The organism is Cobetia sp. 1CM21F, from assembly GCF_023161745.1.
Lineage (GTDB): Bacteria > Pseudomonadota > Gammaproteobacteria > Pseudomonadales > Halomonadaceae > Cobetia > Cobetia amphilecti.
Genome location: NZ_JALNTQ010000002.1, coordinates 1,102,519 through 1,116,957 on the forward strand (window position 1 = coordinate 1,102,519; position 14,439 = coordinate 1,116,957).

13 protein-coding genes are annotated in these 14,439 nt (G+C 63.9%); 10 read left to right on the forward strand and 3 right to left on the reverse strand.

The genetic code is table 11. The features are described from left to right. The first annotated feature begins 51 nt into the window (after positions 1 to 51). The gene (locus MSG32_RS10390; protein ID WP_192838373.1) at positions 52 to 876 is read left to right on the forward strand and encodes an SIMPL domain-containing protein; all 825 of its coding nucleotides are present in this window, start codon (positions 52 to 54) and stop codon (positions 874 to 876) included. Between the two features lie 133 nt (positions 877 to 1,009). On the opposite strand, the gene pyrF is transcribed toward MSG32_RS10390, so the two are convergent. Beyond that, a complete protein-coding gene (gene pyrF / locus MSG32_RS10395; RefSeq protein ID WP_153635206.1) occupies positions 1,010 to 1,711 on the reverse strand; it encodes an orotidine-5'-phosphate decarboxylase in 702 nt (233 codons plus the stop codon). Between the two features lie 294 nt (positions 1,712 to 2,005). Between pyrF and MSG32_RS18010 the strand changes: the two genes are divergently transcribed. After that, positions 2,006 to 2,461: a helix-hairpin-helix domain-containing protein gene (locus MSG32_RS18010; protein ID WP_084589297.1), complete on the forward strand. Its 456-nt coding sequence runs from the start codon at positions 2,006 to 2,008 to the stop codon at positions 2,459 to 2,461. A gap of 631 nt (positions 2,462 to 3,092) precedes the next feature. Here the strand turns inward: MSG32_RS18010 and MSG32_RS10405 are convergent. Beyond that, positions 3,093 to 3,599: a peptidylprolyl isomerase gene (locus MSG32_RS10405; RefSeq protein ID WP_043332448.1), complete on the reverse strand. Its 507-nt coding sequence runs from the start codon at positions 3,597 to 3,599 to the stop codon at positions 3,093 to 3,095. A 68-nt stretch (positions 3,600 to 3,667) separates the two neighbouring features. Next, the gene (gene rfaH / locus MSG32_RS10410; RefSeq protein ID WP_176676340.1) at positions 3,668 to 4,195 is read right to left on the reverse strand and encodes a transcription/translation regulatory transformer protein RfaH; all 528 of its coding nucleotides are present in this window, start codon (positions 4,193 to 4,195) and stop codon (positions 3,668 to 3,670) included. Positions 4,196 to 4,448: 253 nt separating this feature from the next. Between rfaH and MSG32_RS10415 the strand changes: the two genes are divergently transcribed. The 8 genes from MSG32_RS10415 (at position 4,449) to MSG32_RS10450 (ending at position 14,370) form a co-directional block, all read left to right on the forward strand. Further along, positions 4,449 to 5,654 (forward strand): AmpG family muropeptide MFS transporter, encoded by a 1,206-nt coding sequence (locus tag MSG32_RS10415; protein WP_082388128.1) that lies wholly within the window; start codon positions 4,449 to 4,451, stop codon positions 5,652 to 5,654. Positions 5,655 to 5,879: 225 nt separating this feature from the next. Then, positions 5,880 to 6,239 carry an STAS domain-containing protein gene (locus tag MSG32_RS10420; protein ID WP_248379420.1) on the forward strand — a complete coding sequence of 120 codons (360 nt, stop codon included), beginning with the start codon at positions 5,880 to 5,882 and terminating at the stop codon, positions 6,237 to 6,239. After that, on the forward strand, positions 6,239 to 7,411 hold the full coding sequence (locus MSG32_RS10425) for a polysaccharide biosynthesis/export family protein (protein ID WP_248379422.1): 1,173 nt from the start codon (positions 6,239 to 6,241) through the stop codon (positions 7,409 to 7,411). Before MSG32_RS10420 ends, MSG32_RS10425 begins: the two co-directional genes overlap by 1 nt. Before the next feature lie 58 nt (positions 7,412 to 7,469). Beyond that, a complete protein-coding gene (locus MSG32_RS10430; RefSeq protein ID WP_248379425.1) occupies positions 7,470 to 8,924 on the forward strand; it encodes a hypothetical protein in 1,455 nt (484 codons plus the stop codon). A 7-nt stretch (positions 8,925 to 8,931) separates the two neighbouring features. Further along, a complete protein-coding gene (locus MSG32_RS10435) occupies positions 8,932 to 10,305 on the forward strand; it encodes an O-antigen ligase family protein (RefSeq protein WP_248379435.1) in 1,374 nt (457 codons plus the stop codon). Between the two features lie 146 nt (positions 10,306 to 10,451). Then, complete coding sequence (locus tag MSG32_RS10440) at positions 10,452 to 11,837, forward strand: oligosaccharide flippase family protein (protein ID WP_248379440.1); 1,386 nt, start codon at positions 10,452 to 10,454, stop codon at positions 11,835 to 11,837. Beyond that, positions 11,834 to 12,916, forward strand: a complete 1,083-nt coding sequence (locus tag MSG32_RS10445; protein WP_248379443.1) for a glycosyltransferase family 2 protein — start codon at positions 11,834 to 11,836, stop codon at positions 12,914 to 12,916. The genes MSG32_RS10440 and MSG32_RS10445 overlap by 4 nt, the downstream gene beginning before the upstream one ends. Beyond that, positions 12,916 to 14,370 carry a WecB/TagA/CpsF family glycosyltransferase gene (locus tag MSG32_RS10450; RefSeq protein ID WP_248379445.1) on the forward strand — a complete coding sequence of 485 codons (1,455 nt, stop codon included), beginning with the start codon at positions 12,916 to 12,918 and terminating at the stop codon, positions 14,368 to 14,370. The genes MSG32_RS10445 and MSG32_RS10450 overlap by 1 nt, the downstream gene beginning before the upstream one ends. The last annotated feature ends 69 nt before the right edge of the window (positions 14,371 to 14,439 follow it).

A 14,439-nucleotide genomic window follows, 5' to 3' on the forward strand; every position in this document is an offset into this window, starting at 1 on the left:
CCTCACCAAGCGCCAGGCAACAATGTTGCCACTTTACACAAGGGATTTCCCATGCTGATGAACCACGCCACCAGAGGCCCCGCCCCCCTCGCCCAGCGCCTGCGTCGTACCGCCATGCTGTGCGGCCTGGCGCTCTGCACCGCCAGCGCCACACACCTGGCCCGCGCCGACCAGACGCCCGCACCGGCACTGGTGCATGTCAGCGCCAGTGCCAGCCTGGAGGCGGCGCCCGACAAGGCAACCATCCAGGCACGCCTGTGGGAGAAGACGCCCGCGCGCAAGGTGGATGACAAGGCTCCCGACAGCAAGGCCGAGGGTCAGGCAGCCCGCAAGGCACGCGAGTCACTGGAATCACGCATGACGACACTGATTCAGGCACTGGAGAAAGCGGGCATCGACAGCCGTCAGATCAGCGCCGGCAGCCTCAACCTGCGCCCTGAACAGTACTACGAGCGCAACAATGGTCAGCAGCAGCCCCAGCAATGGCGCCGTACACACCTCGAACGCCCGATCAGCCTCGCTCTCGATGACCTGGACAAGGTACCGGAAGTCATCGACCTGCTGCTGGGCGCTGGCGTCAATCAACTGGCCGGTGTGCAGTATCAGATCAGTGAACGGGATGCCCTGGAAGACAAGGTATTGAAGGAAGCCTTGACCAAGGCACGCCACAAGGCACAACTGATGGCCGAGACCCTCGGCGCGACCCTGGGCAGCGTGCAGTCGATCAATGAGTCCTCACACAGCCCGCGCCCGCAGATGATGGCAATGCGTGCCGACATGGCAGAGGCCAAGAGCAGCGGCAGCGAATACCGCCCCGGCGAGCTGAGCCTCGAGAGCAGCGTTCAGGTCAGCTGGCATATCAAGTCTGCCGATTGAGGCAGTCGCGCAAAGCGTGAACGAGTGATCAGCAGCAGTGATCACTGCTGCTGATCACTGCCATGAAAAAGACGCCAGCCGCAGAGTCTGCGACTGGCGTATTTTTTTGCCCATGAGGCAGACAATCAGCCGATCAGGCGCCCAGCTCCTGCTCGATCAGCGCCAGCGCCGCCAGCGGATCCTCCGCCTGGGTGACAGGACGCCCGATCACCAGATGGGTGCTACCGGCCGCCATGGCTTCACCGGGCGTCATGGTGCGCCGCTGATCACCGGCCTGCGCGAAGCTCGGGCGAATACCCGGCGTCACCTTCAGGAACTCAGGGCCACACAGTGCCTTGAGGCTCGGGGTCTCACGTGCGGAGCACACCACACCGTGCATGCCGCTCTGCTGGGCGAGGGCCGCCAGCCGCTCGACCTGCGCAAGCGGCGTGACATCCAGCCCGATACCGGCCAGATCGGCCTGTTCCATGCTGGTCAGCACCGTCACGGCGATCAGCTGGGTATCGAGGCCGCGAGTCGAAAGGGCTTCTGCGGCGGCCTGCATCATGCGCGCCCCACCCGAGGCGTGGACATTGGTCATCCACACGCCGTGCTCCGCTGCCGCCAGCACGGCCTGGGCGGTGGTGTTGGGAATGTCGTGGAATTTGAGATCGAGAAAGACCTCGAAGCCGCGTTGATGCAATGCCTTGAGAATCTCGGGACCCACACGCGTGAACAGCTCCTTGCCCACCTTGACGCGACAGCGCGCAGGATCCAGCTGGTCTGCCATGGCAAGCGCAGCACTCATGTCCGGGTAGTCGAGGGCGATGATCAGGGGGGAAGTCGTGGCAGGCATCCGGGCTCCAGGCGATGTGGCAGGCGCAATGACAGGAGGTCATGGGCTCGGGGCAACATTATAGCGCTCGGCTCTGTCGTTGTATGCCCAGGGAAAGACGAATCGAATCAGCAGGCTAACGCTCGTAGTGCTTTCTTGCGTTGAGCGCAGAAAGCCGCGCAAGGATGAGGAATCGTTTAAATCTAAATGACTACAAATCTAATACCTGAGCCAGAGTATTTCTCGCGCAGGGCATCGGGTGGTCGCCCCGCGCACTCCCCATCGACCGCCCTGATGTGAGCATAGGAAGCGACCATGAAAACCCTGCTAGGAACACTTCTCGTGACCAGCCTGCTGGTACTGTCACCGACCAGCCAGGCCGCAGACATGAACATCAACACCGCCACTGCCGCACAACTGACCGAGCTCAAGGGCATCGGTGGCAAGAAGGCCCAGGCCATCATCGAATGGCGCAAGGCGAACGGCCCCTTCACCGACGTGGCACAGTTGACCGAAATCAAGGGAATCGGCCCCAATACGCTCAAGCGCATGAACACGACATTGACGCTGGGCGAGCCGGGCAAGACGACCTCGGCCATCAACACGAAGAGCCCTTCGGTCAAGCAAGACGGGGCTATCCAGAAGAGCCAGACTGTCAAGAAAAGTCAGGCTGTCAAGAAAAGCCAGAGCATCGACAAGACCACCACCGGGAAGGCCGTCGACTCCCACAAGGAAGTCGAGAGCCTCAAGACTGCCAGCAACAATAGTTGAGCCGTCTCGCCGGGCAGGCAACCTCGTGTCAGTTGCGGGGTTGCCTGTCCAGCGACTCTCTTCCCCTCAGAGAACTGGCAAGAACTGGCAAAAGCTTTCAAGCACCCCGCAGGCAAGCCATCGCCATGCAAACGCGGTGCTAGCCATTCTCTCTGGCCCCAACAACCAAAAAAGCCGACCCGAAGGTCGGCTAGCGGGGTTTCCCCCTCCCCTGACGGCGAATCGGCACCTGCAAAAAAGCCCGATTCTGACAGCGGCCATCCTGGCCTGCCCCTTCCCCAAGGGGCTCCCTGAATGCCAGCCTCTGTCGGCAGCTGACACCTCTGCTTCTGATATCAATAGCTCTGATATCAATAACTCTTCCGCCTGTGTCGGCCTGCTGCGGCCTCGACAGAGACACTCTACCCCGCCATGCCCCGCGCGAATCTGATCTGCATCAAGTCCTGAAGGCTTCACGGCTCGATCCTTACGGCTGGCGCGCAGACGACTGATCCATATCAATTTTCTCCATCGCTACAGACCGCAACAACAGACAGCCCCGCTGCCGAGGATTCCGGCAGCGGGGCTGTCTGTTGTTGTAGAGGGGCTGCAACGATGAGCTTGAGCGTCACACCCACCCGCAATGCCTACTTCAGCGACGCACCTTCTTGTCTTCGATCTCGGTATGGCTGACATCGAGACCGAGCGGATGACCGGCCGAAAGTTCGGCACGCGTGGCATCGCGCACTTCCAGCACCTCGACTTCCCAGCTCAGCGCCTGACCCGCCAGCGGATGATTGGCGTCGACCTTGACCTGCTGCTCACCGACTTCCAGCACCGTGACCGACCGCTGGCCTTCCGGGGTGCGGGCCTGAAAGCGCATGCCGGCGTTGATCTCGCCCGGGCCGAAGGCATCACGCCCGAAGTACTGCACCAGGCCTTCATCCCGCTCACCGAAGCCTTCGGCTGGCGTCAGATTGACGACCTTGCGGTCGCCGACATCGCAACCCTCAAGCGCGCTCTCGAGCGCTGCCAGAATATTGTCGTGGCCATGCAGGTAATCCATCGGCTCACGCTCAAGGGAGCTATCCAGCACAGTGCCATCAGCGGTGCGCAGGGTGTAATGCAGGCTGACGACCTGCTGGGAAGTAATCGCCATGGGAACCACTCCAGAAGAAAGGTGCAATGCGGTCTCGCGGATCAAGTCGGATGAGACAGGTCGGCAGCTCAGCTTTCGCTGCGCCGCAGCTGACGACTGGACAGCTCGACACGCTGTTGCTGATTGATCAGATTGAGCAGCACGATGACGCGCTCATCGCCCTTCGCGCTCTCGAAGACGCCACTGAGCGAACTCAAGGGACCATCGATGATCTCGACCTGCTCGCCGGCCCGGAAATAGACATTCTCCGGCGGTTGCTCCTGGCGTTGCTCGCCGCTGGCGATCAGGGCTTCCACCAGGGGCGTCGGCACCGCCGTCGGTGTGTTGCCGAAGCTGACCAGCTTGAGCACGCCACGGGTCGAGCGAATCGGACGCCAGTTGTCATCCATCTGATCAAGGCGTATGAACAGGTAATAGGGGAATAGCGGCTCTTCGACCCAACGCAGCTTGCCGCCGCGCTTCTTTTCCACCTCCAACAGGGGGTGGAAGACGTGAAATCCCTGATTGGTGAGGTTCTCCGCCGCACGGAAGGATTCCCCGCCCTTGCACTGGATCAGATACCAATGCGCCTTGGCAGCTTCTCGGGCTTCACTCATGATGACCTCTCATTGCCTGCCTGCCCCACTCATGCGTGTCTCGACCTGCATCATGCCTGTCGGCTGACCGGCAGGACAATGCATGGCTCTTGCCCTCAGGCAGTGCGACAATCCGGCCATGAATGACGCAAGCGGCAGATAGCCGCTCACCGTGCGTGTGACACGCGCGGCCACACCCTCTGCATGGACAGGCAAGGCTTTGACTTCAAAGGATTTACGCTTACTCGTTGGCCGTCATGGTATCACGTTCCTGATGGGCTTCGCCTCCGGGCTGCCACTGCTGCTGACCGGTAGCGTGCTGCAGGCCTGGATGACGGATGCCGGTGTCTCACTGGACGCCGTGGGCCTGCTCGCGCTCGTCGGCCTGCCCTACACCCTCAAGTTTCTGTGGGCGCCATTGCTGGACCGCATCATGCCGCCGGTGCTCGGCCGGCGCCGTGGCTGGCTGATGATCGCCCAGCTGGCCCTGACCGCACTGATCGCGCTGCTTGCCTTGCAGGACCCGCACATGTCGCCGCTGACCATGGGCGCCATCGCGCTGGCGGTCAGCTTCTTCAGCGCCACCCAGGACATCGTGATCGACGCCTATCGGCGCGAGCATCTGCCGGACAACGAGCTGGGGCTGGGCTCCAGCTTCTATGTCTATGGCTACCGCATCGGCATGCTGATGGCCTCGGCCGGTGGCCTGGTGCTGGCCGACATGATCGGCTTCCGCGTGACCTACCTGATCATGGCCGCGACCCTGGGCGCCTGCATGCTGGTGACCCTGCTGGCACCGGAGCCCGAGGCTCAGGCCGCGCCGCGCGCCCATCATCTGCATGAGATCCTGTGGGACCCCATCCGCCACTTCATGAAGCGCGATGGTGCCATCTGGCTGCTGCTGTTCATCCTGCTCTACAAGCTGGGCGATTCCGTGGCGGGCAATCTGACCACGCCCTTCTACAAGGACATCGGCTTCAGCAATTCGCAGATCGGCGCGACCGTGAAGCTGTTCGGCCTGTGGCCCTTGCTGGCCGGCACCTTCTTCGGCGGCCTGATGATCATGCGCATCGGCATCTATCGGGCGCTCTGGTGGTTCGGCATCCTGCAGATGGTGTCGACTGCCGGCTTCGTCTGGCTGCATCACGTCGGTGATTCGCTGGCGTGGCTCGCGGCGGTGGTCGCCTTCGAGAACCTGGCGGCCGGCATGGGCAGCGCCGCCTTCATCGCCTTCATGGGCGCGCTGACCGACAAGCGCTTCACCGCCGGCCAGTACGCGATGCTCTCATCGATCATGGGCCTGCCACGCGTGGTGATTGCCGCGCCCTCCGGCTATCTGGCCGATGCGGCCGGCTGGGACAGCTTCTTCTGGATCTGCACGCTGGCCGCCATACCGGGCCTGTTGCTGTTGCTGCGCTTCCGCCACTGGGGCGCGATGCTGGCCACGCCACACAAGTCACCCGCCATGTCGGGCGAGTGACAACGCCGCGCAGCCAACCTGGACAGTCCGAAAACAGCAGGAGAGCCCGAAAACAGCAGGTAGCACCACGAAACCCAGCAAGAAAGAATGAGGCAAGTCAGTCGGCGTCGTTGACACTGTAACAGCAGGTAAACGATGCTTACGCGGCATAGTGCATAAAGATAACAAGCTGCACCGTAGGCCCAGCTGGCGCCAGGCGGTGACATCAAGCACAGGGAGCCCGTCATGCCCATCACCACCCGGATTCACGAAGGTATCATGATCACGCCGCCTGCCCAGCTGACAGGCGAGCTCGCGCGCTATTTCCGCCAGGAGGTGCTGGCGATGATTCCTGAGCACACCGGCACGCTGGCGGTGGACCTCAGCCATGTCGAGGCCATCGATGCCGATGGGCTCTCGGTGCTGGTCAGTCTGCATGATGCGCTGTCCCCGGCGGCGCTGGTGGTGGTCGAACCCTCGCCGGACATGCAGACAGAGCTGGAGCGCGTGCGCCTGTTCGAGCTCTTCGATATCTACTATCAGCGCGACCCGCTGCTGGAGTCGAGCGGTGACACGCGGACAGGGCCTTCTCGTGAGGTAGCCTGATGAAACGCGACCTGACTCGGCCCAGCTCCCTTTCCCGCTCTCTTCGACGCCTGCTGGGCGTCGCGATCACGGCCGGCCTGATAGGCGGCTGTACGCCGATCATGCTGGACGACACTCCCGCCGAAGATCACTGGCAACAGGCGACCCACTGGCCGCTGGAGCTGCCTGCCCCTCATGCCGATGATCGCTTCATGCAACTGCCCGCGGGGGATGACCAGCGGCTGGCGGCGGGCGATCGTCTGAGCGTCAGGGTCGCCGGCAGCGAACTCTTCGATGGCAGCTACGAGGTGGATCATGACGGACGCCTGCGCCTGCCGTGGCTCTCGCCGGTCGAGGCTTCCAACAAGACCATCGACGCCCTGGCGGATGAGATCACCCAGCGTCTGGTGCAGGAAGAGCTGATTCGCCCGGGTCTGGCGCATGTCAGCATCCGGCTCGAGGAATGGGCGCCGTTGGCCGTTGCGGTGTCCGGCGCGGTGTTCTTCCCGGGCGAGGCGGTCATCAATACCCGCCTGCCGGAAGAGCGCATGGTGCGCCGCGATTTCGCCGGCGGCGATGCCAGTCAACAGCGTCGTCTGTCGGCGGCCTTGACCACGGCCGGCGGCATCCGTCCCGACGCGGACCTGAGCCATATCGAGCTGATTCGCGACGGCCAGACACAGATTCTCGACATGCGCGGCCTGATCGACGGCGAATATGCCGCCAATCCCTGGCTGCGTGTGGGTGACCGGATCCACGTGCCCTCCAGCGGCGCCTTCCAGGCCGCTCTGATGCGCCCCTCACCTCTCACCGCGCCGGGCATCGTCATCTATGCCTCCAACCTGACCACCCCTGCCAACAACAACAACGTCAGCAATTACACGGTGTTGCGCTCGCAGGTGCCTTACGGCGTGCGCATGCTGCAGGGCGTGATCAATGCCAACTGCGTCGGCGGCATCCAGGCGACCTCCGGCTCGCGCCGCGCGGTGCTGATCAGTACCAACCCGATGACGCATCAGCCGGTCGTGGTCGATCGCGGTATCGATGCCCTGCTGGCCAATCCGGCGGATGTGGGCGTCAATCCCTATCTGATGCCCGAAGATGTGGTCGGCTGCTATGACTCCGGTGTCACCAACATCCGTGATATCGCCCGCACGCTGACTGACCTGCTGACGCCGGCCACTCTGCTGTAACCCATCGCCTGTCCGTTGATGGAATGCGACTGATCACTACCACGCGACAAGGATGTGCATGACAGAGTCCCGCTCACCCGACACACCACAAGACGCAGCCAAGCCCTCACTGGGGCGCCGACTCCTGGGCGTCCTGCTGGGCTGGGCGGCGCGTGGCTCCAGCATGCGCCCGCGCACCCGCCGCGCGGCCTACCTGTTGCTGGCGACCGCCATCCTGAGTGTCATCTGGGGGTTGACCATCGCCTTCATCGCCGTGGCACCTGTCACCTACACCACCAGCTGGACGATGATCCTGCCGGGCACCGGCTCCGGTCTGTCGGTGAACTTCGAGAGCATCGGCCAGGCCAGCACCAGCGCCAACTCTTCCTACTCCAGCTCCTCGCTGGACCCCAAGGTCAACTATCGCGCCATCGCCGAGAGCCCTGCCGTGCTCGAGCGTGCCGCCAGCACGGTCGACATGCATCCCGACGATTACGGCAAGCCCAAGATCAAGCTGACCGACCAGACCGCGCTGATCGCCTTCCAGACCAGCGCGCCGAGCGCCAAGGCCGCGCTTGCACGCGCCAATGCGCACATCGATGCCTTCAATGAGGTGATCGAACAGCTGCGCAATGATGAGCAGGCGCGCCGCGAAGCCGTCATCCGCCGCTCGCTCGAGACCTACGACCGCACGCTCAAGGAAACCCAGCGCAAGCTGCTCGAGTTCCAGTCCACCTCAGGGCTGGTTTCCATGGAGCAGTTCAAGGAACTGACGCTGAGTGTCGAGGCGCTCAAGGACACACTCGAGACGCGGGATGGCGAGCTGTCGGCCCTCAACGCCCGTCTCGCCACCCTGTCCAGTCGCCTGGGACTGGATGCCGGCCAGGCCGGTGGCGTGATCGCCCTGCAGCGCGACGCCCGCTATCAGGCGCTGCTGACGCAGGCGGCGGAGCAGGCAGCCAGCCTCGATGAAGCACGCGGCAAATGGGGCGAGCGCAATCCGGAGGTCATCAATCTGGCCGCGGGGCTTGATTCCCTCGAGCGCTCGCTGGCCTCACGCATGCGCCAGTTGCTGCCCCGCCAGTCCTCGCGCAATCAGAATGCCCTGCGTGCCGCGTCCGGCCATGCCAATCAGGACACCCTGGTCGGCGAACTGATCACCCTGGATACCCAGCGGCGCGGCGTGATCAGCGAGCTTGCCACCGGGCGGGCCAATCTGGCGGCCCGCAAGCAGCGGCTGGACAACAGCGTCGCCAAGGCTGCCCAGCTGCAGGACCTGCTGCGCGAGCAACAGGTCGCCACGGCGGTCTACACCACGGCGCTGGCCAAGATTGATATCGGTCAGATCGACCCCTTCGCCAGCTACCCGATGCTGCAGATTCTCGATCCGCCGCCACTGCCCGAGAAGGCGGATTCGCTGGGCATCAAGCTGGCCATCGTCGGCGCGCTCGCCGCGAGCGTCTTCAGCATCATCGGCCTGATTCTTCTGTGGATCAGAAAACCCTACCTGCTGCGTCTGCAGCAAAGCGTGTGAGCCGCCGATGTTTTCCCTGAAGGCGGGGCCAGAGGCGGATGTCCTCCCCGAGACCCCGGAAGAACGCATCATCTGGTTCTCGATCACCGCGACCTATCTGTTCTATCTGGTCGGCGGCCTCTATGTGCTGGCACCGGTACTGGCATGGTCATTGGTGATGCGTGCCGCCTGGCTGCACCTCAAGGGCCGCCAGCGTTTTCCGCGTCTGCCCTGGCCACTGTGGGTGTGGATCATCGGCATGATCGTGATGGAGTTCTCGCTGCTGGCCGGCCACCTGATCGAGAACCTCGGCACCGGCAAACTGATCAAGTCCTCCATCGGCTGGGCCAAGGGCTGGGCGCTGCTGGCGGTCTTCCCGATCATCGGCTGCCTGGCGATCCGTCCGGCGGTGATCATCCGCGCGGCCATGCATGTCTGCCTGCACACCATGCTGTTGCTGCCGGTATTCGTCGGCGCCTGGCTGGCGGGGCTGCCCCAGGTGCCCTTCGTCTCGCCGCTGCAGGCCATCGGCGGGCCGGGGCCGGAATTCTTCGCCGTCTCGCTCTATGAGATCGACCCCGGCAGCGGCATGCCGCGCTGGCGCCTGTTCACGCCCTGGGCGCCGGCGGTGGGCTTTGTCGCCAGCATCTATTTCGCCTGCGCCCTGCTCGAGAAACACCCCTTGTGGAAGGCGATCGGCATCGGCGGCAGCGTGTTGATGATCCTGATGTCCGGCTCGCGCATGGCGCTGGTGTCGCTGGTGTTGATCAGCGCCGGGATGTTCCTGCTCAAGCGTCTGCACAAGCCGTGGCTGTGGTTCAGCTTTTCCGGCGTCAGCCTGATCGGTGGCTTTCTCGGCGCGCCGATCCTGGAGGCCATCGACAACTTCATCGCCGCCTTCAAGGGCTCGCGGGCGGACTCGACCCGCGTGCGGGCCGCGCTGGGGCGCATCGCGGTGGACCGCTGGCGCAACGAGGCGCCGTGGTTCGGCCACGGCATCGTCGAACGCGGCCCGCACCTGGTGGAGTACATGCCGATCGGCTCGCATCACAGCTGGTATGGGCTGCTGTTCGTCAAGGGCATCTTCGGCCTGTTCGCGCTGTTGGTGCCGATGCTGGTCAGCCTGCTGCATCTGCTGCGCTTCGTGGTCGGCCGCCCTGTCGTGCAGCTGGGCTTGATCATGGTCGGCCTGCTGTTCGTCTACTCCTTCGGCGAGAACCTGGAAATCCTTGCCTATTTGATCTGGCCGGGACTGATCCTGATCGGCAAGGCGCACCAGCTGGCGGGCCTGCCCGCCAGCGAAGGGCATATCCACAACATGGGACCGGTGGATGTGGAGAAGCCGCTTTCAAGGGCAGCGCCCGCCTCCGCCGATACCGGCAGCAGCGACACGGCAACCTAGCCCGATCACGGGATAGTGGAACAAGGCTGCGCCAGATCACGCCAATTCATCAGTACATTGCGCTAGAGTGGCTACACCAGCCGTTCAAAAGCATGACTGACAAGACCAGATGCCTGGAAAGGCACGACAAGCCAGGGAGCCAGGCGATGGGTGTGATCACGCGACTCAAGACACGTCTGACAGGTGGCGGAGACGGTGGCAATGGCCGCCTGATCCGCAATCTGGCCTGGATGGGCATGTCGCAAGGGGTGCACCGCATCGCGCGATTGGGCGCGACCCTGGTGGCGGCGCGCATGATCGCGCCGGAGTCCTTCGGTATCGCCGCCATCGTGCTTACCGCGCACGAGATCATGCACGCCATCTCCAATGCCGCCGTGGTACCCGCCTTGGTGCAGGCCGGGCGCGAGGGATATGAACGCCTGTGTCGCGATGCCTACTGGTTCAATTGGGTGGTGTGTCTTGGCCTGATGGTGCTGCAGATGGCACTGGCCCCGCTGCTGGCCTACCTCTATGACGCTCCCGATCTGACCCTGCCGCTGATGGCGCTGGCGCTGATCTTCCCGATGTTGCCCCCCGCCGCCATCAACGCGGCGCGAATTCTGCGCAGCAACCGCCTGCACATCACGGCGCGCATCGAGATGGGCCAGAGCATCGGCGAGGCCGTCGGCGTGATGCTGCTGGCCGCCATGGGTGCCGGGTTCTGGGCCTTGATCCTGCCCAAGCTGATCGTGACGCCCATCTGGACCCTGACCTATCGCTGGTGCGAATCATGGCGCATCGATGAGCGCCCCTCCACGCTGTGGTCGCGGCCGCTGATGAGCTTCGCGCGCCCGATGATGGGCGTCGAGGTGGTCTCGGTGCTGCGTCAGCAGATGGATTACCTGCTGGTCGGCGCCCTGTTCGCCATGGACGTGCTCGGCGTCTACTTCTTTGCCTTCAATGCCGGACTCGGCATCAGCCTCGGCCTCTTGCGCGCCTACTCCACCGCCATCTTCCCGCAGCTGTGCGGCGACATGACGTCTCACGAACGACTGGCACGCATGCACCACGGCATGCGCCTGTTCGCGCTGGTCGCCGTGCCCGCCATCATCGCCCAGAGCCTGCTGGCACCCTGGTATGTGCCGATCCTGTTCGGGGAGGCCTGGGTCGAGCGTGGCGCCCTGCCGATCCTGATCCTGATCTGCCTCTCTGCCCTGCCGCGCATCCTGCTCGACAGTTGCGGCCAGTTGCTGCGCGCCCAGGGCATGCCCGGGGCAGACCTCAAGCTGCAGATCTTCATGACGCTGATGCTCGGCGCCGGCATGTTCGCCGGCGTGCCCTTCGGCATCAATGGCGTCGCGGCCGGCATTCTGGTCGGCATCAGCCTGGCCGCGCTACCCGGCTACCTGTGGACACGCCGGCTGATCCTCGCTCAGGACGGCCGGGTGACAGATGCGCCGCCACCAGACTCGCCAGACACACCAGACACACCTCACGCAGCATCCACCGCATCGCTTTCCCCAGACAGGGACGTCCAGGAGGCCAGACCATGACCCCGACCTTTTCGGTCATCATGCCGATCTACAACGTCGAACGATTCGTCGCGGCCGCCATCGACAGCGTGCTGGCGCAGGAGGATGGCGACTTCGAACTGCTCATCATCGATGACTGCTCCCCCGATGGCAGCCGGGCGATCTGCGAGGCCTACGACGACCCGCGTCTCACGCTGATCACGCATCCGGTCAATCGCGGCCTGGCCGGGGCTCGCAACACAGGCGTGCGTGCCGCTCAGGGCCGCTATCTGGCCTTCCTGGACTCCGATGACATCTGGGAGCCCGCTAAGCTGGCCCGCCACCGCGAACACCTCGAGGCACGCCCCGAGGTAGGTCTGTCCTTCTCGCGCTCGGCCTTCATCGATGCCGACGGCGAACCGCTGGACTACTACCAGATGCCGAGCCTGACCGACATCACGCCGGGGCTGCTGTTCTGTCGCAACCCGGTGGGCAATGGCTCGGCGCCGGTCATCCGCCGCGAGATTCTCGAGGCCATCGCCTTCGACTGTGAGGTCAAGGGGGGCGGCGTGCTGCCCTGTTACTTCGATGAGAGCCTGCGCCAGAGCGAAGATATCGAATGCTGGACACGCATCGCCCTCAAGACCGGCACCACGGTGGAAGGCATTCCCGAGCCGCTGACCCGCTACCGGCTCAATGAAGGCGGGCTTTCGGCACAACTGGAGCGCCAGTACCAGAGCTGGCTTGCGATCGTCGAGCTGACGCGCGCCTACGCGCCTGACTTCATCGAACAATGGTATCCCCGCGCCCAGGCCTACCAACTGCGCTATCTGTCGCGTCAGGCGATTCGCCTGCGTGACGGGGATGCTGCCTGGGCGTATTGCCGCCGCGCCGTCAAGGCATGGCCGGGCATCTGGAAGGCGGAATTCGGGCGCACCGCTGCCACGGCAGGGGCCGCCCTGATGTTGCGCGTGATGCCCAAGAGTCTCTATCTGCGCTGTGAAGGGCTCGCCCAGGGGGTCATCGGCAAGGCGCAGAAGAAGAAGATCGACAATGCGCCGCGCCCGCAGCCGGCCAGACCGAATCAACAGCAGGACGCTCATGAAGTGGAGTCGCCATGATGAGCCAGCCATTGGATCAAGCCCTCTTCACCACTGAGCGCGTCAAGACGTTGCCTCATGTCAAGGTGCTGGGGGTGCCCTTCGTCAACACCAGTCTTGACACCTGCCTGAGCCTGCTCAAGAGCTGGATCAGGGACCCGCAGCCGCGCACCGTCAATTTCGTCAATGCACACTGCCTGAACGTGGCCCAGGTCGATCGCTATTACATGCAGGTACTGCATGACAGCGACCTGCTGCTGCCTGATGGCAGCGGCGTCAAGATGGCCTGCCGCATGCTCGGCCAGGAGCTTGAGGCCAACCTCAATGGCACCGATCTGCTGCCCCACCTGTGCGACATGCTGGTGGCGGAGAACAAGCGCCTGTTCCTGCTCGGCGCCGCGCCGGGCGTGGCCGACAGGATGGCCGCCAAGCTCCGCGAACAATGGCCGACGCTCGAGATCAGTGGTGTACATCATGGCTTCATCGGCCCGGAAATCATCGACGACGTGCTGGCGCAGATCAATCAGGGCACTGACCTGTTGCTGGTGGCGATGGGCGTGCCGGCCCAGGAGAAGTGGATCTCGACCTACCGTGAGCGACTCGAGGTGCCGGTGGTCATGGGCGTCGGCGGTCTGTTCGACTTCTATTCCCAGCGCATCCCGCGTGCGCCGGGCATCGTGCGCAGATTGGGCATGGAATGGGCCTGGCGGCTGCTGATGGAGCCACGCCGCATGTTCAAGCGCTACGTGCTTGGCAACCCGAGCTTTCTGATGAGCGTGCGCAAGTATGGGGAAGAGGCGATTCCCGGCCGCGGCCTGTGGATGAAGTCACGCTCCAACTGGCGCCACTTTCGATGGCGAGTGAGCAACTGGCTGACCCCACGCGCGCGCCGCGCCATGGATATCGTCGGTGCCAGCGGCGTGCTGCTGGTGCTGTCACCGCTGCTGCTGGGCACCGTGCTGGCCATCCGCCTGGAATCGCCAGGCCCGGTGCTGTTCGGCCAGGAGCGTATCGGGCGTTACGGCAAGCCGTTCAAGCTGTGGAAGTTCCGCTCGATGTACATCGACGCCGAAGAGCGTCTGCGCGAACTGCAGGCCGCCAACGAGAGCGAGGGTGGCGTGCTGTTCAAGATGAAGCAGGACCCGCGTATCACGCGGGTGGGCCGTATCATCCGCAAGCTGTCCATCGATGAATTGCCGCAGCTGTGGAACGTGCTGCGCGGCGAGATGGCGCTGGTCGGGCCACGCCCCGCCCTCGCCCGCGAGGTGGCGCTCTACGAAGCGCGTGCGCGCATGCGTCTGGATGCCACCCCGGGGTTGACCGGACTGTGGCAGGTGTCGGGCCGCTCGGACCTGTCCTTCGAGCAACAGATCCATCTGGATCTCTTCTACCTGCATCGTCAGGGCATCAAGGAAGACATCAAGCTGCTGTTGCGCACGATTCCTGCCGTTCTGACCAGCCGTGGAGCCTACTGATGCGTGAGACTCCCTCTCTCATTCGTGCAGCGCTGCGCCAATATCACGACTCATGCCAAGGAGGTGTGC